23 protein-coding genes and 1 pseudogene are annotated in these 23,699 nt (G+C 74.0%); 4 read left to right on the plus strand and 20 right to left on the minus strand.

Annotated features, from left to right (window positions below; all coding sequences use genetic code 11):
• Positions 1–11: 11 nt before the first annotated feature.
• The 9 genes from K7B10_RS05805 to K7B10_RS05845 form a co-directional block, all read right to left on the minus strand.
• The gene (locus tag K7B10_RS05805; RefSeq protein ID WP_267501339.1) at positions 12–737 is read right to left on the minus strand and encodes an ABC transporter permease; all 726 of its coding nucleotides are present in this window, start codon (positions 735–737) and stop codon (positions 12–14) included.
• A complete protein-coding gene (locus tag K7B10_RS05810) occupies positions 734–1,717 on the minus strand; it encodes an ABC transporter ATP-binding protein (protein ID WP_267501340.1) in 984 nt (327 codons plus the stop codon). The genes K7B10_RS05805 and K7B10_RS05810 overlap by 4 nt, the downstream gene beginning before the upstream one ends.
• A gap of 109 nt (positions 1,718–1,826) precedes the next feature.
• Positions 1,827–2,726 (minus strand): squalene/phytoene synthase family protein, encoded by a 900-nt coding sequence (locus tag K7B10_RS05815; RefSeq protein WP_229334862.1) that lies wholly within the window; start codon positions 2,724–2,726, stop codon positions 1,827–1,829.
• A gap of 102 nt (positions 2,727–2,828) precedes the next feature.
• The gene (locus tag K7B10_RS05820) at positions 2,829–4,556 is read right to left on the minus strand and encodes a serine/threonine-protein kinase (protein WP_229334863.1); all 1,728 of its coding nucleotides are present in this window, start codon (positions 4,554–4,556) and stop codon (positions 2,829–2,831) included.
• Positions 4,557–4,583: 27 nt separating this feature from the next.
• Positions 4,584–6,251 (minus strand): peptide-N4-asparagine amidase, encoded by a 1,668-nt coding sequence (locus tag K7B10_RS05825; RefSeq protein ID WP_229334864.1) that lies wholly within the window; start codon positions 6,249–6,251, stop codon positions 4,584–4,586.
• Between the two features lie 84 nt (positions 6,252–6,335).
• Positions 6,336–6,836 (minus strand): ribonuclease E activity regulator RraA, encoded by a 501-nt coding sequence (rraA, locus tag K7B10_RS05830; RefSeq protein ID WP_229334865.1) that lies wholly within the window; start codon positions 6,834–6,836, stop codon positions 6,336–6,338.
• A gap of 85 nt (positions 6,837–6,921) precedes the next feature.
• Positions 6,922–7,188, minus strand: a complete 267-nt coding sequence (locus K7B10_RS05835) for a GlsB/YeaQ/YmgE family stress response membrane protein (protein ID WP_030154099.1) — start codon at positions 7,186–7,188, stop codon at positions 6,922–6,924.
• Between the two features lie 87 nt (positions 7,189–7,275).
• Positions 7,276–8,277 (minus strand): hypothetical protein, encoded by a 1,002-nt coding sequence (locus K7B10_RS05840; RefSeq protein WP_229334866.1) that lies wholly within the window; start codon positions 8,275–8,277, stop codon positions 7,276–7,278.
• Positions 8,274–9,116 (minus strand): phosphatase PAP2 family protein, encoded by an 843-nt coding sequence (locus tag K7B10_RS05845; RefSeq protein WP_229334867.1) that lies wholly within the window; start codon positions 9,114–9,116, stop codon positions 8,274–8,276. Before K7B10_RS05845 ends, K7B10_RS05840 begins: the two co-directional genes overlap by 4 nt.
• Before the next feature lie 171 nt (positions 9,117–9,287).
• On the opposite strand from K7B10_RS05845, the gene K7B10_RS05850 reads away from it, so the two are divergent.
• Positions 9,288–9,941, plus strand: a complete 654-nt coding sequence (locus K7B10_RS05850) for a TetR/AcrR family transcriptional regulator (RefSeq protein WP_229334868.1) — start codon at positions 9,288–9,290, stop codon at positions 9,939–9,941.
• Between the two features lie 231 nt (positions 9,942–10,172).
• On the opposite strand, the gene K7B10_RS05855 is transcribed toward K7B10_RS05850, so the two are convergent.
• The 6 genes and pseudogenes from K7B10_RS05855 to K7B10_RS05880 form a co-directional block, all read right to left on the minus strand.
• Positions 10,173–10,727, minus strand: coding sequence for a TerD family protein (locus K7B10_RS05855; protein ID WP_229334869.1), 555 nt, complete (start codon positions 10,725–10,727; stop codon positions 10,173–10,175).
• Between the two features lie 112 nt (positions 10,728–10,839).
• On the minus strand, positions 10,840–12,075 hold the full coding sequence (locus K7B10_RS05860; protein ID WP_372481375.1) for a vWA domain-containing protein: 1,236 nt from the start codon (positions 12,073–12,075) through the stop codon (positions 10,840–10,842).
• Positions 12,076–12,088: 13 nt separating this feature from the next.
• Entirely contained in the window at positions 12,089–13,291 is a 1,203-nt protein-coding gene (locus tag K7B10_RS05865; RefSeq protein ID WP_229334870.1) for an AAA family ATPase, read from the minus strand.
• Complete coding sequence (locus K7B10_RS05870) at positions 13,288–15,066, minus strand: ankyrin repeat domain-containing protein (RefSeq protein WP_229334871.1); 1,779 nt, start codon at positions 15,064–15,066, stop codon at positions 13,288–13,290. Before K7B10_RS05870 ends, K7B10_RS05865 begins: the two co-directional genes overlap by 4 nt.
• Positions 15,063–16,202 carry a leucine-rich repeat domain-containing protein gene (locus tag K7B10_RS05875; protein WP_229334872.1) on the minus strand — a complete coding sequence of 380 codons (1,140 nt, stop codon included), beginning with the start codon at positions 16,200–16,202 and terminating at the stop codon, positions 15,063–15,065. Before K7B10_RS05875 ends, K7B10_RS05870 begins: the two co-directional genes overlap by 4 nt.
• A gap of 68 nt (positions 16,203–16,270) precedes the next feature.
• Positions 16,271–16,343, minus strand: a pseudogene (locus tag K7B10_RS05880).
• A gap of 388 nt (positions 16,344–16,731) precedes the next feature.
• Here K7B10_RS05880 and K7B10_RS05885 point away from each other — a divergent pair.
• Positions 16,732–17,547, plus strand: a complete 816-nt coding sequence (locus tag K7B10_RS05885; RefSeq protein WP_229334873.1) for a glutamate ABC transporter substrate-binding protein — start codon at positions 16,732–16,734, stop codon at positions 17,545–17,547.
• 66 nt (positions 17,548–17,613) lie between these two features.
• Here the strand turns inward: K7B10_RS05885 and K7B10_RS05890 are convergent, their stop codons facing one another.
• Entirely contained in the window at positions 17,614–18,180 is a 567-nt protein-coding gene (locus K7B10_RS05890; protein WP_229334874.1) for a DJ-1/PfpI family protein, read from the minus strand.
• A gap of 261 nt (positions 18,181–18,441) precedes the next feature.
• Between K7B10_RS05890 and K7B10_RS05895 the strand changes: the two genes are divergently transcribed.
• Positions 18,442–19,263, plus strand: coding sequence for an endonuclease I family protein (locus K7B10_RS05895; protein WP_229334875.1), 822 nt, complete (start codon positions 18,442–18,444; stop codon positions 19,261–19,263).
• Between the two features lie 116 nt (positions 19,264–19,379).
• The gene (locus K7B10_RS05900; protein WP_229334876.1) at positions 19,380–19,691 is read left to right on the plus strand and encodes a DUF3040 domain-containing protein; all 312 of its coding nucleotides are present in this window, start codon (positions 19,380–19,382) and stop codon (positions 19,689–19,691) included.
• A gap of 13 nt (positions 19,692–19,704) precedes the next feature.
• On the opposite strand, the gene K7B10_RS05905 is transcribed toward K7B10_RS05900, so the two are convergent.
• From K7B10_RS05905 to K7B10_RS05920, 4 genes are all read right to left on the minus strand, one after another.
• Positions 19,705–20,136, minus strand: a complete 432-nt coding sequence (locus K7B10_RS05905) for a GNAT family N-acetyltransferase (RefSeq protein ID WP_229334877.1) — start codon at positions 20,134–20,136, stop codon at positions 19,705–19,707.
• Positions 20,137–20,198: 62 nt separating this feature from the next.
• Positions 20,199–21,857 carry a beta-N-acetylhexosaminidase gene (locus tag K7B10_RS05910; RefSeq protein WP_229334878.1) on the minus strand — a complete coding sequence of 553 codons (1,659 nt, stop codon included), beginning with the start codon at positions 21,855–21,857 and terminating at the stop codon, positions 20,199–20,201.
• A gap of 73 nt (positions 21,858–21,930) precedes the next feature.
• Complete coding sequence (locus tag K7B10_RS05915; protein WP_229334879.1) at positions 21,931–22,368, minus strand: GlcG/HbpS family heme-binding protein; 438 nt, start codon at positions 22,366–22,368, stop codon at positions 21,931–21,933.
• A 64-nt stretch (positions 22,369–22,432) separates the two neighbouring features.
• The gene (locus tag K7B10_RS05920; RefSeq protein WP_229334880.1) at positions 22,433–23,653 is read right to left on the minus strand and encodes an MFS transporter; all 1,221 of its coding nucleotides are present in this window, start codon (positions 23,651–23,653) and stop codon (positions 22,433–22,435) included.
• Positions 23,654–23,699 lie beyond the last annotated feature (46 nt).

Raw genomic sequence — 23,699 nt, forward strand, 5'->3', positions numbered from 1 at the left:
CGCTTCACGCGTTACGCCGTCCTCGCCGACCGACGGTACGAGAGCACCGCGTACGAGCCGAACAGCAGGGCCCATGCCGCGAGCACGGCGACCGCGGCCGGGCCGGGGGCCGCCCCGGCGGCGAGGGACTGCCCGATCTCGGCGAAGCGGCGCGTGGGGGTGAAGCCCGACAGGGAGCGCAGCCAGTGCGGGAACAGCTCGGTCGGGAACCAGAGTCCGCCGACGATGGAGAGCGCGAGGCTGCACCCGACGTTGACCACGCCGGTGGTCTGGGCGGTGAGCCGGTACCCGTTGCCGATGCCGAGCAGGGTGAAGGGGAGCGCGCCGAGCCACAGGGCGAGCGCGACGGCGGCCCACTCCCAGGCCTCCAGCCGGACCCCGTTGACGAGCGCGCCGGCCGCGAGCACGGCGGCCGCGGCGGGCAGCACCGTCACCGAGCCGGTCAGGGCACGGCCGATCACCACCTGGCGGGGGGTCATCGGGGTGACCCGCAGCTGCCGCAGCCAGCCGATGCCCTTGTCCTCGGCGACGCCGGTCCCGGTCCCCAGGGCCGCGCCCAGCGCCCCGTACGCGGCCATGGCCACCATGGAGGCCGTCTTCCAGCCGCCGGTGTCGGCGTCGGCGCCGAGGTTGGTGAAGAGCAGGTACATGAGCACCGGCATGCCGATGCCGAAGACGACGAAGGAGGTGTCGCGCAGGGTCCGGCGGACTTCCAGGCGGACGTAGGCGGTGATCATCGGGCGCTCCCCGCGGAGAAGGTGTGGGTGTGGCCGTCGGTGAGGGCGAGGAAGGCGTCGTCCAGCGAGGCCGCGGTGACCTCGATCCCGCGGACGGCGCCGAGGCCGGCGAGCGCGACGACCGTCGCGTCCGGGTCCTCCGTGCGCAGCCGCGCGCGGTCTGCCCGTACCTCCACGGAGACCACACCGGGCAGTTCGCCGAGCCCCTCGGTGGGGCGCCCGGCCAGGTCGACGCAGACCAGCGACCCGCCGGCGGCCCGGCGCAGCTGGTCCCCGGTGCCGTCGGCGACGATCCGGCCCGCGTCGACGACCACGATGCGGTCGGCGTGGGCGTCGGCCTCTTCCAGGTAGTGGGTGGAGAACAGGACGGTGTTGCCGCGCCGGGCGTAGCCGCGCATGGATTCCCAGAAGGCGCGGCGGGCCTCCACGTCGAGGGCGGCTGTCGGCTCGTCCAGCACGATGAGCTCCGGGTTCCCGGCGAGGGCGACGGCGAAGCGGACGCGCTGGGCCTGGCCGCCGGAGAGCCGGTCGATGCGGCGGCCGGCGAGCTCGGTGAGTCCGGCGAGTTCCAGCGCCTCGGCGACGGGCATGGGGGCCGGGTAGGTGCGGGCCACGAAGGCGACGAGCTCGCGCACGGTGATCCGCGGTACGGCACGCCCCTCCTGGAGCATGGCGCCCACCCGGCCGGCCCGGACCGCCCGGTCGGGGGTCTCGCCGAAGAGCCGTACGGTGCCCGCGTCGGGTTCCTCGAGGCCGAGCAGCAGGCCGATGGCGGTGGACTTGCCGGCGCCGTTGCGGCCGAGCAGGGCGACCGTCTCGCCGGGCCGGACGTCGAGGTCGATGCCGGCCACGGCGCGGACGGCTCCGAAGGACTTGGCCGCGTGCCGGAACCGGATCGCGGGCTCGTCGTGCGCCGGCGGCGCGGTCCGGGTCGTCCGGACGGTCCGTGCGGTCCGGACGGTCTGTGGCGTCTGCGTCATGCCCACCACGCTACGAATCGGGGCGGGTCCCCCGGCAGATCCGCATGTACGGACCCCACCGGTACAAATGTCACGGCCGACGGATCGGTGGAGGCCTGCGGGCCTCCCCTCAGCGCCCGGCGCGGGCGCGCAGCAGGGTGCGGACGGGGGCGGCCAGGCCGTAGCCGACGTCCTTGCGCAGCGCCCGGACGCCGGCCCGTTCCACGGCGGTCAGCTGGTGTCCCATCAGCTCCGTCATCGCGGCGATCACGGGGCGCAGGCCCGGCTCGACGAGGTCGAGGATGCCCCGGGTGGCGTCGAGGGCGCTCCGGGCGCGGTGGGTCTCGTCGGCGAGGAGCGCGCGTACGGCCGCGGTGTCGCGGGCCTGTTCGAGGTCGGCCCGGGTGACGGAGTGTTCGGCGAGGCGGGCGCGCGGCAGGCACAGCCGGCCGTCCGCGAGGTCCCCGGCGAGGTCCGCCAGGAAGTCGACCCGCTGGGCGGCGTCCACGAACCGCCGCCATGCGGCGGCCTGTTCCTCGTCGGGGCCGCCCTGGTACTGGAGTCCGGTGAAGACCAGCACCCCGGGCCAGGCGTAGGCGTCGAGGTAGGCCTGGAAGTCCTCCTCGGTGTCGAAGCCGTCGAAGCAGGCCTCGGCGGTGGCGGCGCCTTCCAGGAACCGGGAGACCCAGTGCGCGGGCAGCCCGCGGGTGGCGACGGCGTGGGCGTACGCGCGCAGCAGCGGGTCGGGGCTGTCACCGGTCTCCAGGGCCGCTTCCACCTGCCCGGTGAGCGCGACCAGACCGGCGGAACGTTCCTGCGGGGTGCCGGTCTCGGCCACGTCGTCGACGAGGTTCATGAAGCCCACCCCCGCCGTCAGCCAGGGCACCAGCGGCGGCGCGGCGAGCAGCCGCAGCGTCACGTACGGGGCCGGCTCGCGGCGCAGGACCCGGCGGGCGACGTAGGTGAAGTCCTCGCGCAGCCGGGGGCCGGTGACACCGGCGGCGGTGAGGGTGGTGCGCCAGCTGGGCATGGTGGTGGTACTCCCCGAGTCGAACCGTGAAGGGCCGTACGTGCGCCGTGCGCGCGGTACGTGCATGCGGCGTGCGTACGGCACCCGTGCGGATACACGATGTCAGGAGCGGTAGACCTTCTTCACCTTGCCCTGGGTGTCGGCGTACACGTAGCCGCCCTGGCCGTACTCGTCGGTGAGGTAGGGCCGCATGGACGGGGTTCCGTCGAGGAGCCAGGGTTCGACGATGACGTAGCGCGAGGTCGGGTTGGCCACGCCCAGTTCCTGCTTGGCAGTGTCGAGGAGGCCGGGCAGGGCGTCCCAGTTGACGGTCGCCATGTCGATCAGCGGCTCGTCGGCCTTGATGGTGCTGCCGGGACCGGTGCGCTTCGCCTCGCCGTCGCGGTACTGGTAGCGGTCGTAGGTCTTGGCTCCGGGTGCGGTGGGGATGGACGCGAGCACGTACTCCTCGTATATGTTCATCTCCACGAACTGGGTGGTGCCCGTCTTCTGCTTCAAGGCCTCGATCGCGGTGCGCACGTTGGCGGGGGTGAGCAGGCTGCCCTTGGGCGCACTGGCCTGGCTGCCGACCGACTTGGGGAGGCTCTGCTGCGGGCGGGGCGTCGAGGGGCCGGCGCCGGCCGTGCTGCTGCCGCCCTTCGCCTCGCCGCCGCCCTTGGCACCGGAGTCCGAATCGGGGAACCACTTGACGAACCCGATCACGCCGCCGGCCAGGATCAGCACGAGGACCGCGGCGAGCAGCACTGGCCGGCGGCGCGGGGCGGACGGCGCCGGGACGGGCGTGGTGACCGAGTACGGGGAGCCGCCGCCGGGGGTGAACGGCGCCGAGGGCGCGTAGGGCTGCGGGATCTGCGGCTGCACGGGCCGTGTCCGGCCGGCTCCGGCTGCGAGGCCGATGCCCGGCGGCGGGGTCGGCGGCCCGTACTGGCCCAGCACCGTCGGCGAGGCGGCCGGCGGAGCGGTCGGCGAGGCGCCGCTCGCGAGAGCACTGCTCGCGTCCCGGAGCAGTTGTTCCAGCTGCGCCGCGTCGGGCCGTACGGAAAGGTCCCGTACGAGCAGCCGTTCCAGTACGGGCCCCAGCGGACCGGAGCGCACGGGAGCCGGGATCGGCTCGTCGAGCACGGCGACGACCGTGGCCAGGGTGGTGGCCCGGCGCAGCGGATGGGATCCCTCCGAGGCCACGTAGAGCAGCATGCCGAGCGACCAGAGGTCGGAGGCCGCCAGGCCCTCCTCACCGCGCGCCCGCTCCGGGGCGATGTACTCCGGCGAGCCGATGAGCACGCCGGTGGACGTGAGGGCCGTCGAGTCGTGCAGGGCCGCGATGCCGAAGTCGGTCAGCACGGCGGAGCCGTCGGGGCGCAGCAGCACGTTGGCCGGCTTCACATCGCGGTGGAGCACCCCTTCGGCGTGGGCGGCCCGCAGCGCGGACAGCACGTCGAGGCCGAGCCGCAGCACGTCGGCGACGGGCATCGGCCCCGACTCCAGCCTGTCGTGCAGGGAGCCGCCCTTGACCAGCTCCATCACGATCCACGGATGTCCGTCCGTGCCGGCGGCGGGCTCGACGATGTGGTGGATCGTCACCACGTGCGGGTGCGCCAGCCGGGCCAGCGCGCGGGCCTCGCGGATGGCGCGCTCGCGCAGCTGGACGGTGAGTCCGGGCTGGGCGGCGGCGGTCGCCGGGTCCGGCGGGCGCACCTCTTTCAGGGCGACGTCGCGGTGCAGTGCGATGTCGCGGGCGCGCCACACCGTGCCCATGCCGCCGGCGCCCAGCGGCGCGATCAGTTCGAAGCGGCCGTCGACCGGCTGTCTGTCGGCCTCACTCATGTCCATGGCCGGTCATCGTAGGCGCAGGCAGTGTCAGCAGCGTCGGCGGTCCACCGTCACGGTGCCCTGGGCAGTGGACAGGGTGCGGTCGTAGCAGCCGCGCCCGGGCTCCGAGCCGTACAGCTGGTAGCGCTCGGAGCTGGTGCCGACGGCGTGCCGCTGCTCGCGCGGGACGTTCGCCGTGTAGCTCGCGTCGCCCGTGTACCGGTCGTCGAGGCGGGTCCGGTCCACGGTGCGGCCGCCGCGCAGGGTGCTCGTCTCGGCGCGGTCGCCGAGTGCGATGACGGTGCGCAGCCGGTCCCCGGTGCCGAGGGTCGTCTCGCCGTCCATCGTGTACGTGCGTGCGGTGCGGACGGTGGTGGAGCCTCGGGTGACGCTCTCCTCGTCGGTCCAGGTCGCGGTCAGGGCGTCCTGGTTCTCGCCCTCCGTCCAGCGGTGCGCGGAGGTGTTGCGCACGGCGCGGGTGACGGTGGTGGTGACCCGGCCGTGGGAGGTGTCGAGCCTGCCGGTGACGGTGAGCCGGTGGCCGCCCTCGGTGTCGAGGCGGTGCTGGGCGGCGGGCGTTCCGGGTGCGGCGGGCGTCCAGCGCGTGGAGTTGGCCGGTTCGCCCTCCTCGTGGCGGGTGAGGGAGCCGGTGACGACGGCCCGGCCCTCGTCCTGCCAGAGGAGCAGGTTCGTCGGGGTGCTCCAGCCGCTCTGCCCGGCCGGGACCCCGGCGACGGACACCTCGATCCGGTGCGGGCGGCCGTCGTTCAGGAGGGCGGCGTACGGGGTGAGGTCGTAGAGGACCGGCTGGACGTCGAAGGCGCGGGGCGCCGGGGTGACGTACCAGAGGAAGGGGTTCGACCAGCCGCCGGTCCACACGGTCGGGAAGGGTGCGGCGATGCCGGCGAGCTGTCCGTCGACGGAGATCCGGACCTCGCGGTACGGGCCGTCGGCGGCCTTGCAGGAGTACGGGGCGGCGTCGGGGGTGGTCATGTACCAGTACTCCTCGCAGCCGCCGCCGGAGCCGGTGGCGTACACCTCGGCGAGGAGCCGCTCGGTGTTGCGCGGGGTGGTGACCGAGGGAGTGGTGAGCGGCAGGACGCGGTCGGGGGTGTCGGGGGCGGGGACGTGCCGGTCCCGGTCCGCGGCGTAGAAGGTGAGGGTGACCTTGACGTCGATGACGCCGGTGTAGGTGCCGTCGACGAAGTTGCCGATCAGCATCTCGACGGGCTGCGGCTTGCTCAGGGTGTCGCGGTAGCGGGTGACGTCCTTCTCGACGGACCAGGTGATGCCGTCGGGCGAGGGCTCGGGGGTGGAGGTGCGCAGGATTTCGACGCCGCCGAGGGAGAGGTGGCCGAGGCGGTCGTACTGGCGGCCCTTGACCTTGCCGTCGAGGCGCAGGACGACCTTGGCCCAGGTCCCGCCGCACGCGGCCGGGGGCGCGTAGTTCCCGACGTAAGGGGTGTAGTCGCGGAACTGGGCCTCGGCGACGGTCACCTCGCATGACCGGGTCGCGGGCCTGGCGACGGGCGGGGCAGCGGTGAGGGGGTCGTGCCAGTCGGTCCCGAACTCGGCGGGCGGCTCGGCGGCGGCGCCGTGTACCCCGCTCTCACGCCCGGTCGGGTCGGCGGCCGCCGCGGGTCCCGCGGCGCCGGCCAGGGTGCCCGCGGCGAGCGCGAGCGCGCCGAGCAGGCCCGTGATCCTGTGTCGTGTCATGGCCCCGCAGTGAATCCCGCCCCACGGACCTGGCACCAGGGGCCCCGGCCCGCCCCTGGCCGAATCTCGCCCCTCGTGACCGCGTCAGGCGGTGGGGACGATGACCGTACCGTCGTCGTCCGCGTGGACGGTGTCCCCCGGGCGGAACGTCACTTCGCCGATGGTGACCGGCACGTCCACCGTGCCCGCGCCCGTCTTGCCGCTCTTGCGCGGGACCGTGCCGAGCGCCTTGACGCCGAGGTCGAGTCCGCCGAGCGCCACGCTGTCGCGGACCGCTCCGTTGACGATCAGGCCGGCCCAGCCGTTGCGCTGCGCCGCTCCGGCGATGAGGTCTCCGGTGAGGGCCGTGCGCAGGGAGCCGCCGCCGTCCATGACGAGGACCGCGCCCCCGCCCGGCGTGTTGACCAGCGCGCGCAGCAGCGCGTTGTCCTCGTGGCAGCTGACCGTCCGCACCGGGCCGGCGAACAGGCGCCGCCCGCCGAACTGGCGGAACTGCGTGGTGCAGAGGGCCAGGGCCTCGCCGTGTTCGTCGTACAGGTCACTCGTGGGAACGGGGGTGACGGGACTGGCAGGGGTGACGTGCATGGGTCTCGGGGCTCCTCGCAGCTCGTACTTCACGCCGTGCGGCACGAGCCTGATCGGCGGCCCCGAAGGCGCTTGGACCTGCCTCTCAGTCCCGGGAGTTGCCGAAGAGGATGCGGTATCCGATGAGCAGGACCAGCGAGCCCGCGATCGCGGAGCCCCAGGTGGCGGGGTCGTAGAAGTCGTGGCCGATCGGCTTGTCCAGGAACTTCGCGGAGAGCCAGCCGCCGATGAAGGCGCCGGCGATGCCGATGAGGGTGGTTCCGATCAGCCCGCCGGGGTCGCGGCCGGGCAGCAGGACCTTGGCTATGAAGCCGGCCAGCAGCCCCAGGACGATCCAGCTGACGATCCCCATGGTCGTTCACTCCGCTTCGCTCGTACGTCGGTGTTCGCGTTCTCGTCAGGAAGGACGCGAACACCGGCGAAACGGTTCTCGGCCGTCTCAGGCCGGTACGCGGCTGACCGGGGCGGCGGCCGCCGGTCCGGGGGCGGGTGCCGATGCGGACGCGGGTGCGGCCGCGAGTGCGGGCACTGTCGCGGGCACGATCGAGGGCAGGGGCGCGGACACCGGTACGGGCGCGGACACCGGTACGGATGCGGCGGCCGGCGCCGGCGCGGGTTCCGCGCCGGGCGCCGTCCGCGTCAGCAGCAGCACCCCGCGCGCCGCCGCGAGCGCGCCGGCCACGGCGAGCAGGAGACCCACCGCGCCGCCCTGGAGGCGCTCGCCGAGCAGGATCATGCCGATGGCGGCCGCGGCCAGCGGGTTGGCCAGGTTCACCACGGCGAGCGGCGCCCCGAGCCCGCCCCGGTAGGCCCGCTGCGACAGGAGCATCCCGCCGACCGCGAACACCACCACGAGCAGGCCGACGGCCACCACCCGCACGCTGAGCAGGGCCCCGCCGCGGCCGCCCGCGACGGCCACCGTCTGGGTCAGCGCGGAGGCCACGGCGGAGGCCAGCCCGGAGGCCGTCGCGTGCCGCAGCCCCGAGCGCACGTCCCTCCGTACGGTCAGCAGCGTGATCGCGGCGATGGTGGCCCCGGACACGGCGAGGGCTTCGGCCAGGGTGAGCGTGTCGTCGGGGGCCGGCCCGGAGGCCGGGAGCAGCAGCAGCCCGAGCCCGGCGACGGTGGCCAGGGTGCCCCGCCACTCGGTGGCCGCGACCCGGCGGCCGGCGCCGTGCGCCCCCAGCGGGACGGCGGCGACGAGGGTGAGCGCGCCGAGCGGCTGGACCAGGGTGAGCGGGCCGTAGCGCAGGGCGGCCGCGTGCAGCAGCGCGGCCCCGGCGTTCAGCCCGGCCGACCACCACCAGGCCCCGTTGCCGAGCAGGGCTCCGGCGCTGCGGGCCACGGCGGCGCGGGCGAGCCGCTCCTGGGCCACGGCGGCGGCCGCGTACGCGACGGCGGAGGCGAGGCAGAGCAGGACGGCGAGGAGGGTGGCGTTCACCGGCCGGCCCCCACGGCCCCGGCCGGGGCCTCCCGCACCGCGGGGGCCGCAGCCCGCCCACCGTGCTGCGGGCGCGGCAGGTGCCGTACGACGGGCAGCGAACCGGCGCGGACCCGCGGGCGCGGCACCACCAGCAGGGCCCCGCCGAGGAGCACGGTGGCCACGATCGCGTCGAGCCAGTAGTGGTTGGCGGTGCCGACGACCACGAGCAGCGTCACCAGCGGGTGCAGCAGCCACAGCACCCGCCAGCGGGACCGGGTGGCGGCGATCATGCCGAGCGCCAGCATCAGCGCCCATCCGAAGTGCAGCGAGGGCATGGCGGCGAACTGGTTGGCCATGGTGTCGGTGGCGGGCGCGGCCCGGTAGACCGAGGGCCCGTAGACCTGCGCGGTGTCCACGAGGTGCGCGGCGCCGAGCATGCGCGGCGGCGCGAGCGGGAAGGCGAGGTGCAGCGCGAGGGCGGCGCCGGTCAGGACGGCGAGCACGCGCCGGGCCCAGAGGTAATGGCCGGGCCTGCGCACGTACAGCCAGATCAGGAAGAGCACGGTCGCCGGGAAGTGCACGGCCGCGTAGTAGGTGTTCGCCGTGTGCACGAGGGCGTCCCCGTGCAGGAGCAGCCGCTGGATCGCGCCCTCGCCCGGCAGGTGCAGGGTGCGCTCGGCGTCCCAGATCCGGCCGGCGTTGCGGAACGCCTCTTCGGTGCGGTCGGTGGAGAGCATCCGGCCGGTCTTGTAGACGGCGAACAGGCCCGCGACGAGCAGCAGCTCGCGTATGAGTCGGCGCCTCGGACTCGCTGCCGGGCCGTCGGCCGGCCCTGCGGGTGTGGTGTGGGAGCTCATTTCCCCCGCTTCCTTTTCTCTGTGCTCGCGCGCCGCCTGTACGCGGACATCGACACGCCAGTGTATCGATACATTCGCGTATCGATACGCAGGTGTACCGATACGCTCGCGTTCCCGTACACTTTCCCCAGGAACCATCACCTGCGGAGCCCCCGAGGAGAGCCGCTCACCATGACGTCGACGCCGCCTGCCGCGCGCCGCTCCAAGATCACCCCGGAACGGGTGCAGGAGTTCTACGACGCCGTCCTGGAGCAGCTGCGTGAGCACGGGTACGAGGCGCTGACCATGGAAGGCGTCGCCGCCCGGGCCTGCTGCGGGAAGTCGACCCTCTACCGGCAGTGGAAGACCAAGCCCCAGCTCGTCGCGGCGGCGCTGCGCGCGCACCGGCAGGGCACCCTGGCCGGGGTGGACACCGGGACGCTCGCCGGCGACCTGCGCGAGGCGGCCCGGATCGCGGCCGGCAACTCGGGGCGCGACACCCGGCTCACGCAGGCGCTCGGGCACGCGGTGCTGAGCGACGAGGAGCTGCAGGCGGCGCTGCGCGAGGCGCTGGTCGAGCCGGAGCTGGCCGCGTTCGACGCGATGGTGGCGCGGGCCGTGGCCCGCGGCGAGATCGCGGAGGACCATCCGGCCACGGAGTTCCTGCCGGCGCAGCTGATGGGCGTCATGCGCATCCGGCCGGTGCTGGAGGGGCGGTACGCCGACGCCGACTACCTGGTGCGGTTCGTCGACGCGGCCCTGCTCCCCGCTCTGGGCCTGGTACCCGTACGCGTACCCGCCCCGGCCGACCCGGACCCGGACCCGCACCGGGCCGAGACCCCCTGAACCGGTGGGCCGCCGTCACCGATGACCGGACGGCGACCCGCCCGCGCTGCCTCGTGGGGACGGCGGCAGCGCGCCACCCGGACGGGGCGGTGGTCACTCACTCGAGGGAGTGACCACCGCCCGGTCTGTGCGGCCTCACCTGCGGCGCTCGCCTCAGGCCTTCACCTCGGGCCCGCACCTCGGACTCCCGCCTCGGGCCCTCACTTCACGGTCCTGCACCAGAGCTCCGCTTCAGGAGCGCGGTGCGCCCATGGCCCGGGCGAACTCCTCCGGGTCCGCGTCGAAGCCCCGTACTGCGGCGTCCAGCGACCAGACCCCCGAACCGTCCCGCGTGAACTCCGCGATCGTGGCCGCCGTGGCGGCCGGGACCCCCGCGAAGTCGCTCACCGCGAGGTCGGCGTAGCCCTCCCGGATCCGCACCCCCGTACCGCCTATGGCCGCGAAGGTCTTCGTACGGGCGCCCCGCTGCCCGGTGTCCTGGATGACCACGCCGACCACCACCCGCCCCAACGCGGGTGCCATCCGGTCCAGTTCGACGGTCATCACCTCGTCGAAGCCGAAGCCCTGACCGGTGTGGCTGTCGCGGTTCAAGGTGATGGTGCCGTCGGGAGAGCGGCTGCCGAAGTGCACCAGGTGGACGGGCTCCCCGTGGGGGTCCGCGGCGCCGTACACCGCCGCGATGATGTCCAGGTCGTGGGCGGGCGTGCCCGCGGGGCTCGGATCCCACCGCAGCGCGATCTCCACCTTGGCCAGGCTCTTGCGTACTCCGCTCGTCGAAGTGCTCACCGAACTCCCCCTCCGCTTGCCGGGTGTTGCCCGCCCATGCTGTCACGCGGCGGCCCGTTCGGCCCGGACGAGCGTACGTTCCCGGCCACTTGAGCCGGATACCGTCCGCCCCTCAGGCCCCGGGCAGGACGCGTACGGTCTCCACCCAGTCCGGCGGCCGCGGCGCCTCGGCCCCGATCAGCGCGGCGATCAGCCGGCAGGAGGGGGTCTCGTCCGGCCACGGCGTGTACCCGTCGGTCAGGACGACGACGATGTTCGGCCGGTCCGGCGCCGCCAGCGCGGCGCGGATGCCGACGCGCATGTCGGTGCCGCCGCCCCCGGCCAGGGTCACCTGCTCGGTGCTCGTCACCCGGGACACGGTGTGCACGTCCGCGTCACAGGCCAGGACGGCGACCCGGTTGCCGCGCACCCCCACCTCCCGCAGCACGCCGGTGACCTCGCCGAGCGCGGCGGCGATCGCGTCCTCGCCCATCGACCCCGAGGTGTCGACGACGATCGCGACCCGCGGCAGCGGCCGGCGCAGGCTCGGCAGCACCACGCGGCCGCCGAGCGCCGCAGTGCGCCGCGAGGGGCGGCGGTAGGTGTAGTCCACGGCCCCGCCCGCCCAGGCGGCGGCCTCCCGTACCGCCCCGGACAGTGCGCGGCGCCAGTCGACGGTGGGCTCCAGCAGCTCCTGCGCCCACCGCTGCCAGCCGCCCGGGAGCCTGCCCCGGGCCTTCTGGTGGGCGCGCATGGCCTGGGCGGTCTGCCGGCGCAGCGCCTCCGCCTCGACCGCGCCGATCCTGGCGGGACCCGCGGCCTCGCCCAGCTCCCAGGGCATCGCGGTGCCGTGGGCGCCCGAGCCGCAGTCCGGTGCGCGCGGCGGGGTGGCGGGGATCGCGGACAGGTACGTCTCGAACATCCCGCCGGCGGCGAGGCCGAACAGCCGGGGCTCCATCCGCCCCTCGGGCAGCGCCAGCCCGTCGGCGATCAGGTCGTCGTTGATCTCGCAGTCCTGGGCGATGTTGACGCGGCGGTGGTCGCGCTGGTCGGCGGCCGGCAGCCGGTCGGCGCGGGCGTGGTGGTCGCGCAGCAGGTGGGCCACCTCGTGGATCCACACCCCGGCCAGTTCCGCGACCGGCGTCGCGTCGACGAAGGCGGGCGAGACGTAGCAGCGCCAGTGCCGGTCCACGCCCATCGTCGGAACCCCGGCCGAGGGAACCACCGTGAGCGCGTACAGGGCGGAGGCGAGGTACGGCCGGGCCTCGGCCGCCTTGTACCGGGCGGCCAGCAGCTTCGCCCGGTCCAGGCGGACCCCCGCGGGGGCTCCGTCCTCGGGCGCGCCGCGCGTCGGGCCGTCGATGGGCACGCTCCCCCGCCCGTCAGCCGCCGCCCGGCAGGGCGCCCGAGAGCTGGAGCAGTTCCACGAACGCGTCGATCCCGGCGGGCACCGGCCAGTCCAGGTCGCGCATGGCGGCCAGGTCGGTGGCCGCACGCGCCGCCACGTCGGGCACGCCCGCGTCGACCGCCTTGGCGAGGACCGCCCAGCCGGCCTCCCAGCGCGGCCGGGTGAGCTCGCCCTGGACGGCGGCGACCACGGCGATGAGGAAGGCCAGCTGCCGGTCGCCGCGTTCGGGCAGGGCGAAGGCGTCCGGGTCGGCGAGGACCCGGTCCGGATCGGGCAGGTCGAGGTGTTCCAGGTACGAGAGCAGCTCGATCCCGGCCGCGTCCCCGACGGCCCCGGTGAGCGCGGCGGCCAGCGCCTCCCGGCCGGCGCCGGCCGCGTACCCGGTGGCCAGCAGGCGCAGCGCCATCTCCCACGTGCGCGGGGAGGGCCAGGCACGGCCGCGGCCCTCGGCCTCGTTCGGCATGTGGTGGACCAGGCCGGGCCGGGCGGTCAGGAAGCCGGAGATCACGCCGCGGGCGCGGGCGACGGCACCGGAGGCGCGGGCGGGGTCGACGGCCGGGATGGCCGCCTCGGGCCAGGTGCCGGCGAGGCCGCGGGCCACGGTGCGCGGGTCGTGGGTCCAGTCGAGGTGGACGAAGCGGTTGGCCAGCGGCGGGCTGAGGTGCCAGCCGTCGGCCGCACTGGAGGGCGGATTGGCCGCGGCGACGATCCGTACGGACTCGGGCAGGACGAGGCTGCCGATGCGGCGCTCCAGGACCACGCGCAGCAGGGCCGCCTGCACGGCGGGCGGGGCGGAGGACAGCTCGTCGAAGAACAGCAGTCCGTGGCCGGTGCGAGCGAGGCGGACCGCCCAGTCCGGCGGGGCCATGGGCACGCCGGTGGTCGCCGGGTCGTCCCCGACGATGGGCAGCCCGGCGAAGTCGGAGGGCTCGTGGACGCTGGCGATGACGGTCTCCAGCCCGACACCGAGGGCGGTGGCGAGCTGTTGCATGCCGGCGGACTTGCCGATGCCCGGCTCGCCCCACAGCAGGACGGGCTGATTGGCCGTCACGGCCAGGGCCAGTGCTTCGAGTTGGGGGTTGGTCCCGGGTTCGGTGCGGGCGGCGCGGAGCCGGGCGCCCAGGGCGTCGGCGGCCGCCAGGGCCCGCGGCGGCTGCGGCTGCGGCTCGGTACTCATGCCTCTCCGGGCTCCTCGTCGGCCTCGCGCTCTTCCATGTACTCGTCGAACCACTCGGAGCCGATGTCCGGGAACTCCTCCTCCACCCGGCTGCGCAGGAAGCGCAGATCGGAGCGCTTGTAGCGGCGGACCACCTGCCCCAGCGACAGGTCCGCCTCGTCGAGGACGTCGATCCGGCTGCCGGCCGCGAGGTACGCCCGCACCAGCTCCGCGGAGCCCCCGAACTGGACCGCGAGCTGGAGCGGGGTGAGTCCCGTCTTGGTCCGGGCCTCCAGGTCCAGGCCCGCCGCCAGCAGCCGCGGCAGGAGCACCTCGTGGTCGAGGAGGTGCAGCTCGTGCAGCAGGGTGCGCCCGCGGGCGTCGCGGACCCGGGGGTCCGTGCCGGCGTCGAGCAGCGCGACCACGCCGGGGGTGTCGCCGTGCTGGGCGCGCAGGAACAGCTCCCGGCGCTCCTCCCGCAGGGCGCGCGGCAGCCGTCCCTCCCCGGTGGTCCAGGTCTGCTGCACGGCGAAGCAGCCCTGGATCGCTCCGCCGAACGCCCGCATGGCGCGCTCGCGTTGCTGCTCCTCGGGGCTGTGCGGAAGCAGGTCGAGCACCCCGCCCTGGGAGCGGACCTGGTGCCACTCGCCTCGGCAGCGCACCCGTACGGCTCTGGCCTCGGCGGGGCCGGGCGGACCGGCGGCGGGACCCGCCGCGGGGAACAGGGCGGCGGTGACGAGCGGATGGAGCTCGTCCGGGGTGATCCGGCCGGTGCGGACCAGTTCGAGGTCGGGGAGGCGCTTCCAGGCGAACAGCGGCAGCCGCGGCACGTCCTTCAGCTCGTCCCAGCCGGCCACCCTGGCCCGGAGCCGGTCGCCCGGACCGGAGCCGGCGGGTTCCACCAGCAGGTTGCCGCGCCAGTGCACGGGCAGCCGGAACCTCTCGCCGGAACCGGTCGCGGCGAGACGGCGTACTTCCGCCGCGAGCCGTGTCAGGTCGATCGTGGAAGAGCCCATGACGGTTTCGGGCTCCGCCACGCGGCCGTACCGCGGGACCTCCGGGGGCGCGGTCAGGTCCCGTTCGACGCCGGCGGCCCCGTACGCCTCGGCGTACTGTCCGCGGGCGTGCAGCAGGGCCGTCCACTCGGCGTGCCCGGCCGGGTCGGCCGGGCCGGGGTCGGCGGTGGGCAGCTCGCCGGGAGGCACGGGGGTGCCGTCCGGGCGGAAGAAGGGGAGCCGGGCCGCGCCGCCGGTGTGGCGTTCGCGCAGTGCGGCGGTGTGCCGGGCGTCCCAGAGCGGGCGGACCGCGGTCCAGTCCTCGATGCGCGGTTCGTTGACGGCTCCGGAGTGGACGCGGCCGAGTTCGGCCGGGTGCACCGGCGCGCAGTGCAGCCGCAACCGCTGCGGGCCGTCGATCATCGCGCCGGTGGTCACCGACAGCGCGGGCGCGTCGGCGCCGGCTCCGTAGCGGGCCAGCAGGACGCGTACGTCGGGCTCGATGGTCGTGCGGCCGCCCAGCACCCGGGGCAGGTGCCAGCGCACCAGGTCCGGAGCGAGGTGGCGCAGGTCCTCCTCCACCGCTTCCGCCACCGCCGCTCCGTGGCGGGCGGCGAGTCCGGGCAGGTCGAGGCGGACGTCCACGGCGGCGGCCGCGCAGGCCGCGCGCCAGTCGCCGGCCAGCCGGTGCGCGGTGGCGCGCTCGATCATCCAGCCGGGTACGGCGTGGCGGCGGATCCGCTGCCAGGCCGGGCCGTCCTCTGCCAGGAACCCTCCGGGCAGTTCGGCGCGGGCGTTCATCGGTACACGCTCGCGATGGCGCCGAGGTCGGGGTGGGCGGGCCGGGCGGGCCGCAGGCGGGCGGTGAAGGACCGCTTCACCTTGCGGGGCAGGCCGGGGCCGAGGCCCACGTATTCCAGCGGGGAGTCCTCGGGCACCGCGGCCAGCAGGCACTTCGCGCCACGGCCGGTGAGCCCGGTGTGGCGCAGTTCGAGGCGGCGCAGCGGGCTGCCGGGGAGGGCGGCGGCCAGGGCGTACGCACCCTCGTCCCCGGTGCCGTTGCCGGCGGAGCCGAGGCTGCGCTCGGACATGGCCCGGCCGAGGTCGAGGGCTTCGATCCCGCCGAGGGCGTCGGCGAGGGCCCGGGCGCCGGCCGGGCCGATGCCGTTGCCGCCGAGGCCGAGGCGGACCGGCCGCGCGGGGTCGGCGGCCGCGGCGGCGGCCAGGATCGCGGTGCCTTCGTCGCCGAGGTGGTTGGCGGGGAGGTACAGCTCGCGCACCCCGGCCTCCCGGATGAGCGCCGCGAGCAGCGGTGCGGCCTCGGCGGTGAGGCCGTTGCCGCCGAGGAAGAGGCGTTCGAGCGGGGTCTCGCGGGTGCGCAGGGCGTCGAGGAGGAGGCGTACGCCGTCGGTTCCGATGCCGGTGTTGACCAGGTCGAGGGTGCGCAGGGCGCGGTTGCGGCGCAGCAGGGCGGCGAGGGTGCGGGCGCCGTCTTCGAGGACCGGATTGCGCTTGAGCCACAGCGCTTTGACGCCGGTGTCGTCCGCGAGGGCTTCGGCGAGGGCGGTCACGCCGTCGGGGCCGATGCGGTTGCAGCCCAGGTAGAGGGTGTGCAGTCCGTGCCCGTCGGTGAGGGCGCCGGCGAGCGTGCGGGCGCCCTCGTCGCCGATGGAGTTGGTGCCGAGGAGCAGGTGCCGGGCGTGTCCGGATGCTGCGGCGACGGCGGCCACCCGGGCGGCGCCGGCCGGCCCGAGGCCCTGCTTGCACAGGTCGACTCGGCCGTCCGCGCGCAGGGTTCCGATCGGGAAGGTCTCGTCGGCCTCGACGGCCCGCTCCGCGGCGAGCCGCGCGAGCAGCGGGTCGAGCCCGGCCGGGTCGGCGACCGGCAGGTCGGGGTGCTCGATCGCGGGGCAGCGTACGGGTGTCGGCTGTGTCATCACCACTCCACCGGTCCTTCGCCGGTGCCCGGCGTCCACAACGACATGGGAAAAGCATGAAGAAGACGCAAGACCGGTCGGATTCGAACCGACGTCCTCCAGCTCGATGCGTGGGCGCGACGACCTCTGCGCTACGGCCTTGCTGCGGCAGATCATACCCATCCGCAGACTTGAACTCGATCACCAGTTTGAACGATCGCGGGCTGGAGGCAGGCATGTGCAATGTACGGACAAAGCGGACCTGCACCTCTTCGTCCGATAGCAGTGAGCTTCTGGTCATCCGTACGGTATTCGCCGCTCCCCCGGCCCCCTTTATCCCGTTCACTGCACAATTCGCCGGAGAAACGCCACTCACGCCGGATCGTTACCTCAAGTTTTGCTCAATTGCAGTGACACCGCGGCGGGCGCCTTCCTAGCTTCCTCGTACACGCGTCACGACGCTTCTTGACGCCTTCGTACGAATCCGCGGTTCCCCCCGCTGCCGGCGATCCCCGCAGCGCATCCCGCGGCCCTGAGGAAAGAGTGCAGCATGAAGGTTCCCAAGGCCGGTGCTTTGGTCGCAGTGGTCGGCCTCGCCCTGACCGCCTCCGGGTGCGGCGGTGACAGCGGCCCCAAGGGGAACCTGGAGATCGGCATCAAGTTCGACCAGCCGGGCGTCGGCCTGCGCGAGCAGGGCGGCACCTTCTCCGGTTTCGACGTGGACGTCTCGACGTACATCGCCAAGGAGCTGGGCTACAAGCCGGAGCAGATCGAGTTCAAGAAGGTCGACAGCTCCGACCGCGAGCTGCTGCTGCAGTACAACGAGGTCAAGTTCGTCGCGGCCAGCTACTCGATCAACGAGAAGCGCAAGGAGAAGGTCGACTTCGCCGGCCCGTACTTCCTCGCGCACCAGGACCTGCTGGTCCGCGCCGACGACACCACGATCACCAGGGCCGAGGACCTCAACAACAAGAAGCTCTGCTCGGTCACCGGCTCCACCTCGGCGCAGAACGTCAAGGAGAAGCTCGCCCCCAAGGCGAGCGTCCTGGAGCTCGACGGGTACTCGGAGTGCGTCGTCGCGCTCCAGGACGGCCTGGTCGACGCCCTCACCACCGACAACTCCATCCTGGCCGGGTACGCCGCCCAGAAGGCCAACGCCGGCAAGTTCAAGCTGGTCGGGCTGAGCCTGAGCAACGAGAACTACGGCATCGGCGTCAAGAAGGGCAACAAGGACCTCCAGACCAAGATCAACGCCGCCCTGCGGAAGATGGTCCAGGACGGCTCCTGGGACGCCGCGGTGAAGAAGAACTTCGGCCCGGCCAACTACAAGAACGAGCCGGCCCCGCAGATCACGACGGGCAGCTGACGATCGCACCCCAGGCCCTCGGCTCCGATCGGTCGGAGCCGAGGGCCTCGTCGGCTCTCGCGTGCGTCAGGCCAGCGGGGCCTTGGCGCGCAGCACCTTCAGGAACTCCCGCATCCAGGCGGAGTGGTCGGGCCAGGCGCGGGCCGAGACCAGTGTCCCGTCGACCACCGCCTCGGAGTCCTCGTACGCGGCCCCGGCGGCCTTCATGTCGAGTTCCAGCGCCGGGTACGCGGTCACCCGGCGGCCCTCCAGGGCGCCGCTCGCGGCCGTGATCAGCGGGCCGTGGCAGATCTGGGCGACCGGCTTGTCGGCGCCGGTGAAGGCCGCCAGGATCCGCCGCACCTCGGGATCGTTGCGCAGGTACTCCGGCGCCCGGCCGCCCGGGACGACCACGGCCGCGTACTCCTCGGGCACCACGTCGGCGAACGCCACGTCGGCGGGCCAGGTGTAGCCGGGCTTCTCCGTGTAGGTGTCGAAGCCCTCCTCGAAGTCGTGCACCACGAACCGCAGTTTCTTGACCGCCGGCGCCGCGATGTGGACCTCGTACCCCTCCTCGAGCAGGCGCTGGTACGGGTAGAGGACCTCCAGCGACTCCGCCGCGTCGCCGGTCACGATGAGGATCTTCACTGCCATGGGCTGCTCCCGATAGGGGTGTTCACGGTGTACACGGTCCACGGCCCCGGCCGGGGCCCCCGCCACCGTGCCCGCGGCGGAGCGTTCTGCCAAGGGGCACTCACCCGTTCGGCCCATTGGCCGCCGGGGTCAGAATCCGGCCTTCCGACACATGGATTTTACCTGTAGGGCACATGACAATGTGAGCCTCGGCTCTGCCACCTGACACCCCGCCAATTGCCGTGGCGGGGGCGGTGCCTGCGAAGAGGTATCCCCCACATCATGAAAATCTCCCCACGCGCCCCCTGGATCGCCGGCCTCGCCGTCGCGACCCTGACCCTCATTCCGGCCACCGCGTCGGCCGGCTCCCCGCGCACGGCGGCTCCCCACGCCGACGCTGCCGCCACCACCGGTGCTTCCGTGGACGCGTACTACGCGGCCGCCGAGGGCAAGACCGGAGCCGCGCTGAAGACCGCGCTCCACGACATCATCAAGACCCAGTCCAAGGTGACCTACGAAGGCGTGTGGAACGCGCTGAAGGTGACCGACCAGGACCCCGCGAACCCGAACAACGTCATCCTCGTCTACTCCGGCCGCTCCCAGTCCAAGTCCACCAACGGCGGCGGCGTCAACGACTGGAACCGCGAGCACGTCTGGGCCAAGAGCCACGGCGACTTCGGCACGGCCACGGGCCCGGGCACGGACCTGCACCACCTGCGCCCGGAGGACGTCACGGTCAACAGCACCCGCGGCAACAAGGACTTCGACATGGGCGGCAGCCCCGTCGCCGAGGCCCCGGGCAGCTTCACCGACTCCAACTCCTTCGAGCCGCGGGACGCGGTCAAGGGTGACGTCGCGCGCATGCTGCTCTACATGGCCGTGCGCTACGACGGCGGCGACGGCTTCGCGAACCTGGAAGTCAACGACAAGGTCGACAACGGCAGCGCCCCGGCGATCGGCCGGATCAGCGTGCTCAAGCAGTGGAACCAGCAGGACCCGCCGGACGCCTTCGAGCAGCGCCGCAACCAGGTCATATTCGACCAGTTCCAGCACAACCGGAACCCGTTTGTCGACCACCCGGAGTGGGTCAACTCCATCTGGTGACCTCCTCCCGACAGCCAGGGGACGGCCCGCGAGGGTTGGGCCGCCCCTGGTCGGGTATTCGCAGGCCAGAGGCTGTGGTGCGCGCCGCCCGGCGACGCCGGCCGATGGAGGTCGCCATGGACGGAGCCGGACTGTCCGACCACGAGCGGCGCGCCCTGTCGGCGATCGAGGCCGACCTCGAAGCGGACCGCTCCCTGCAGCGGATCCTGCGCGCCGCGCACACCCGTCCGCGCTACCGCGTCCTGGCCGCCTGTCTCCTCGCCGCGCTGACCCTGGCCCTGCTGGTGGCGGCCTCGGTCACCGTGTCGCTCCCGCTGATCTGGGGGTTCGCCGCGGCCTGGACCCTGACCGTGTTCCTGGCCCTGCCGCTGGTAGGCCGGTGGGTCCGCCGCCGCTGGCAGCGCCGGGAGCACGCAGAGCGCTCGTAGCGCGACCGCCGCGCTACTGCTCGCCGAACAGCATCCACTTCTCCGTGTCCGCCAGGGGCTCGAAGCCCACCGCGGCGTAGACGGCGTGCGCGTCGGCCGTCGCGAGCATCACCCGGCGCAGCCCGTACGGGGCCAGGTGGTCGCGGATCGCGGCGACGAGGCTCGTCCCCAGGCCCTTGCCTCGTGCGGCGCGGTCTACGTACACGTCGCACAGCCAGGCGAAGGTGGTCCGGTCGGTCACCACGCGGGCGTAGCCGAGCTGGGCGCCCGAGGCCGTGTCGTAGACGCCGAAGTTCAGGGAGTGCGCGATGGCCTCGTCCTGCTTCTCCCTGCTCCGGCCGAGGGCCCAGTACGCGTCTTGCGACAGCCAGCGGTGGATCAGCCCGGCGTCGAGCCGGGCGGGGTCGGTGGACAGCTCGCAGCCGTCCGGCAGCTCCGTGTTCATGCCGGCATCCAAGCAATGCGGACGAGGCTCTGGCCAGCGATTTTCCGGAACGTCCGGCCGGGTCAGCCCGGAGGCTGGAGCCGGTCGGCGAGCGCCTTGAACTCCGTCCAGGCGGGCTGCGGCGGGCGGGCGTCCCAGACCTTCTGGGCGAGCGCCGCGAGCGGCAGCCGTATCCCCTCGGCGACCTGCGCCTGGGTCTGGGCTCCGGCCAGGTCGGCCCACACGGCGAGCCGGGCGCCGAGGACCTGCGCCGCGTACCGTTCGGGCACCGGGGTCGTGCCGCGCAGCACGAGCGGGGTCCACTGCTCGTAGATCCGCTTGCCGGTGGGGTAGGTGAACTGGTTCGGCTGGCCGAGCACGTAGTAGAGGTACTCGTCGTTCAGGTTGACCAGTTTGCGGCCCTCACGCAGGTACTCCAGCGGCGGCCGGGCCCCGTTCTCCTTGCCCGTCCAGTACTCGACCTGGATGTCCTTGGCCGCCTGGACCACTCCCGCGGTGAAGAAGCCGTCGTTCCACGCCTTGGGCGTCTTGCCCGCCGGCCGCACCACGTCCGCGCGGTCGTTGAGCCAGCCCTCGGCCAGGTCCTGGATCCGCGCCGAAGGGCCGTACTCCTGCCGGGCGGCCCGGGCGAGCTGCGGGAAGGAGGCCTGCGGATCGCGGTAGACCAGCGCCTGGTACTCGTCGGCGCCCAGGTGCCAGAAACCGCCGGGGAACAGGGGCAGGTACTCGCGGAGCAGTTCGTCGATGAGCTTGGCCGAGGCCGGGTTCGAAATGTCCACGGCGCCCTTCACCGCCCTGCCCTGTACGTCGCGCAGCTGGAGGGCGGGGTGGGCGCGCAGCACGGCACCGAGGTGGCCCGGCGAGTCGAGCTCGGGGACGACCGCGATGTGCAGGCGGGCGGCGAGGGCCGTGATCCGCCGGACGTCGGCCTTGCTGAGGTGGGGCGTGGAGACGATCTCGGGGTGGGTGTCGGACTGGATCCGGAACGCCTGGTCGTCGGAGAAGTGCAGGCCGAGCTGGTTGAGCTTGAGGTCGGCCATGCGGCGCAGCTCGTTCTCGATCCAGCCGACGGTGAAGTTCTTGCGGGCTATGTCCAGGTTGAGGCCGCGCTGCGGCTTGGCCGGGGCGTCGCGCACGGTGCCCTCGGGGGCCGAACCCGCGGACTTCACCGCCTGTTTGAGGGTGCGCGTGCCGTAGAAGACCCCTGCCTCGTCGGGACCGGTGACCTTGACCCGGCCGCCCTGGACGGTCAGCGTGTACGACTCGGGCGGTCCGGAGTTCTTGGCGCCGAGGGCCAGCCCCACGTCTCCGGGACGCGGGTCGGCGGTCTCGGCGAAGCCCATGCCCAGTTCGTCGGCGAGCAGCTTTCCCTCGTCGGCGAGGGCGGCCGCGTGCGCGGGCGGTACGACGACACGCGCGCCGGCGGCCGGCTTCCAGCCCGGGCCGCGGGCCGGGGTGTGCTCCCGTACGGCCGGAATGGTGCGCGGGGCCGTGGACAGGGCGTACGACGGGGTCGGCGAGGGGGGCGGGGCGCTGCGCGCGGAGGCCGTGCCGGCGGGGGTGGTGGAGCCGGTGGTACCGGTGTCCCCGGGGCTGCGGGCCTCGTCGGAGGCGGCCGTGCACCCCGGCACGGCGAGGGAGACCAGCGTCGCCACGACCGCCGTGGCGATGACGTGGCCGCGCCGGACCTGCCTGGACCGGACCTGACTGGACTTTCGCATCGTGCACCCCTGTCCCCCGTACCAAAGTGGCACGGGGGACGGGGACGCGCGACCCGGGGCCGGGTCGGGAGCGTCAGACCAGCGCGTCGAGGGCGGCCGCGGCGAAGCCGTGGTCCTGGTCGGGGGCGCCGCCGCCCACGCCGATGGCACCGATGAGGCGGCCGTCGCGGTGGACCGGCAGCCCGCCCGCGATGAACAGCAGCGGCCGGTCGAGGGCGGTGGTCAGGGTGTGGAAGAGCCCGTCGGGCCGGACGGCGTCGACGAGGTCGGCGGTCGGGGCGTCGAGCTGGAGGGCGGTGAAGGCCTTGCGGGTGCTGGTCTCGCCGGATATCAGCACGGCGCGGTCGTCGCGGCGGAAGGCGAGCGGGTGCCCGCCCGCGTCGAGGACGGTGATGCTGACCGTGACCCCGGCCCGCTCGGCGGCGGCGCGCGCCGCCGAGAGGAGGAGTTCGGCGTCCTCGGTGGTCAGCGGGGTGACGGCGGTGCGGGCGGGGGTGGTGGCGGCGGACATGCGGGTTCTCCTGGATCGGGGTGCGGGGTGTGCCGTACGGGGCTGCCGTACGAGGGGTGGTTGATCAGTGGTGGGCGGGCACGGGGGCTGACGCGTGGGCTCCGGCCGTGGCGGCCCGGCCGTCGGTGCCCGGGCGGCTGGCCGTACGGCGCTCCAGCGCGCCGGAGACGAGGGCGAGGACCAGGGCGGAGGCGGCGAGCGCGGCGCCGACCCAGTTCGGGGCGGTCCAGCCGAGGCCGGCGGCGATGACGAGCCCGCCCATCCAGGCGGCGAGCGCGTTGCCGAGGTTGAAGGCGCCGATGTTCACGGCGGAGGCCAGCGTCGGGGCGCCGGCGGCCTGGTCGAGGACCCGCTTCTGCAGCGGCGGCACGGTCGCGAAGCCCAGCGCGCCGATCAGGACGATGGTGGCGGCGGCACCGATCTTGTTGTGGGCGGTGAGGGTGAACACGGCCAGGACGACGGCCAGGGCGCCCAGGGACGCGTACAGCATCGGCATCAGGGCACGGTCGGCGAACCGGCCGCCGATGAGGTTGCCCGCGACCATGCCGAGGCCGAAGAGGACGAGGAGCCAGGTGACGGAGGAGTCGGCGAATCCGGCAACGTTGGTCATCATCGGCGTGATGTAGGTGATCGCGGCGAAGACGCCGCCGAAGCCGAGGACCGTCATCGCCATCGCGAGCAGCACCTGGACGTTGCGGAAGGCGGCCAGCTCGTGGCGGATCCGGACGCCCTCGGGCCGGGGCAGCTCGGGGACCAGCTTGGCGATGCCGAGCAGACCGAGGACGCCGAGGGCGGCGACGACGAGGAAGGTGACGCGCCAGCCGAGGGTCTGGCCGACGAGGGTGCCGAGCGGGACGCCGACCACGTTGGCCACGGTCAGGCCGGTGAACATCATGGCGATCGCGCCGGCCTTCTTCTCGGGGGCGACGAGCCCGGCGGCGACCACCGAGCCGATGCCGAAGAAGGCCCCGTGGGCGAGGGAGGCGACGACGCGCCCGGCGAGCATGACGCCGAAGGCGGGGGCGAGCGCGGAGAGCACGTTGCCCGCGATGAACAGGCCCATGAGCAGCATCAGCATGCGCTTGCGGGGGACGCGGGTGCCGAGCACGGTCATGAGCGGGGCGCCGAGGACGACGCCGAGGGCGTAGCCGGTGACCAGGAAGCCGGCGGTGGGGATCGAGGTGCCGTAGTCGGCGGCGACCTCGGGGAGCAGGCCCATGATCACGAATTCGGTGGTGCCGATCCCGAAGGCCCCGATGGCCAGGGCGAGAAGTGCGAGAGGCATGAGGGGGTGCCCTTCAAGGGGGAGGTGGTGGTGCAGTCCGCGGCAC

This window comes from Streptomyces flavotricini (assembly GCF_020639365.1).
GTDB lineage: Bacteria > Actinomycetota > Actinomycetes > Streptomycetales > Streptomycetaceae > Streptomyces > Streptomyces flavotricini.

What these genes read in the sequence shown, in the direction of transcription:
- K7B10_RS05810 (WP_267501340.1), bottom strand. Translation starts at nt 1,717, where the DNA reads ATGACGCAGACGCCACAGACCGTCCGGACCGCACGGACCGTCCGGACG.
- K7B10_RS05815 (WP_229334862.1), bottom strand. Translation starts at nt 2,726, where the DNA reads ATGCCCAGCTGGCGCACCACCCTCACCGCCGCCGGTGTCACCGGCCCC.
- K7B10_RS05805 (WP_267501339.1), bottom strand. Translation starts at nt 737, where the DNA reads ATGATCACCGCCTACGTCCGCCTGGAAGTCCGCCGGACCCTGCGCGAC.
- K7B10_RS05845 (WP_229334867.1), bottom strand. Translation starts at nt 9,116, where the DNA reads ATGAGCTCCCACACCACACCCGCAGGGCCGGCCGACGGCCCGGCAGCG.
- K7B10_RS05865 (WP_229334870.1), bottom strand. Translation starts at nt 13,291, where the DNA reads ATGAGTACCGAGCCGCAGCCGCAGCCGCCGCGGGCCCTGGCGGCCGCC.
- K7B10_RS05905 (WP_229334877.1), bottom strand. Translation starts at nt 20,136, where the DNA reads ATGAACACGGAGCTGCCGGACGGCTGCGAGCTGTCCACCGACCCCGCC.
- rraA (WP_229334865.1), bottom strand. Translation starts at nt 6,836, where the DNA reads ATGCACGTCACCCCTGCCAGTCCCGTCACCCCCGTTCCCACGAGTGAC.
- K7B10_RS05920 (WP_229334880.1), bottom strand. Translation starts at nt 23,653, where the DNA reads ATGCCTCTCGCACTTCTCGCCCTGGCCATCGGGGCCTTCGGGATCGGC.
- K7B10_RS05910 (WP_229334878.1), bottom strand. Translation starts at nt 21,857, where the DNA reads ATGCGAAAGTCCAGTCAGGTCCGGTCCAGGCAGGTCCGGCGCGGCCAC.
- K7B10_RS05870 (WP_229334871.1), bottom strand. Translation starts at nt 15,066, where the DNA reads ATGAACGCCCGCGCCGAACTGCCCGGAGGGTTCCTGGCAGAGGACGGC.
- K7B10_RS05915 (WP_229334879.1), bottom strand. Translation starts at nt 22,368, where the DNA reads ATGTCCGCCGCCACCACCCCCGCCCGCACCGCCGTCACCCCGCTGACC.
- K7B10_RS05900 (WP_229334876.1), top strand. Translation starts at nt 19,380, where the DNA reads ATGGACGGAGCCGGACTGTCCGACCACGAGCGGCGCGCCCTGTCGGCG.
- K7B10_RS05875 (WP_229334872.1), bottom strand. Translation starts at nt 16,202, where the DNA reads ATGACACAGCCGACACCCGTACGCTGCCCCGCGATCGAGCACCCCGAC.
- K7B10_RS05825 (WP_229334864.1), bottom strand. Translation starts at nt 6,251, where the DNA reads ATGACACGACACAGGATCACGGGCCTGCTCGGCGCGCTCGCGCTCGCC.
- K7B10_RS05890 (WP_229334874.1), bottom strand. Translation starts at nt 18,180, where the DNA reads ATGGCAGTGAAGATCCTCATCGTGACCGGCGACGCGGCGGAGTCGCTG.
- K7B10_RS05835 (WP_030154099.1), bottom strand. Translation starts at nt 7,188, where the DNA reads ATGGGGATCGTCAGCTGGATCGTCCTGGGGCTGCTGGCCGGCTTCATA.
- K7B10_RS05885 (WP_229334873.1), top strand. Translation starts at nt 16,732, where the DNA reads ATGAAGGTTCCCAAGGCCGGTGCTTTGGTCGCAGTGGTCGGCCTCGCC.
- K7B10_RS05820 (WP_229334863.1), bottom strand. Translation starts at nt 4,556, where the DNA reads ATGGACATGAGTGAGGCCGACAGACAGCCGGTCGACGGCCGCTTCGAA.
- K7B10_RS05850 (WP_229334868.1), top strand. Translation starts at nt 9,288, where the DNA reads ATGACGTCGACGCCGCCTGCCGCGCGCCGCTCCAAGATCACCCCGGAA.
- K7B10_RS05895 (WP_229334875.1), top strand. Translation starts at nt 18,442, where the DNA reads ATGAAAATCTCCCCACGCGCCCCCTGGATCGCCGGCCTCGCCGTCGCG.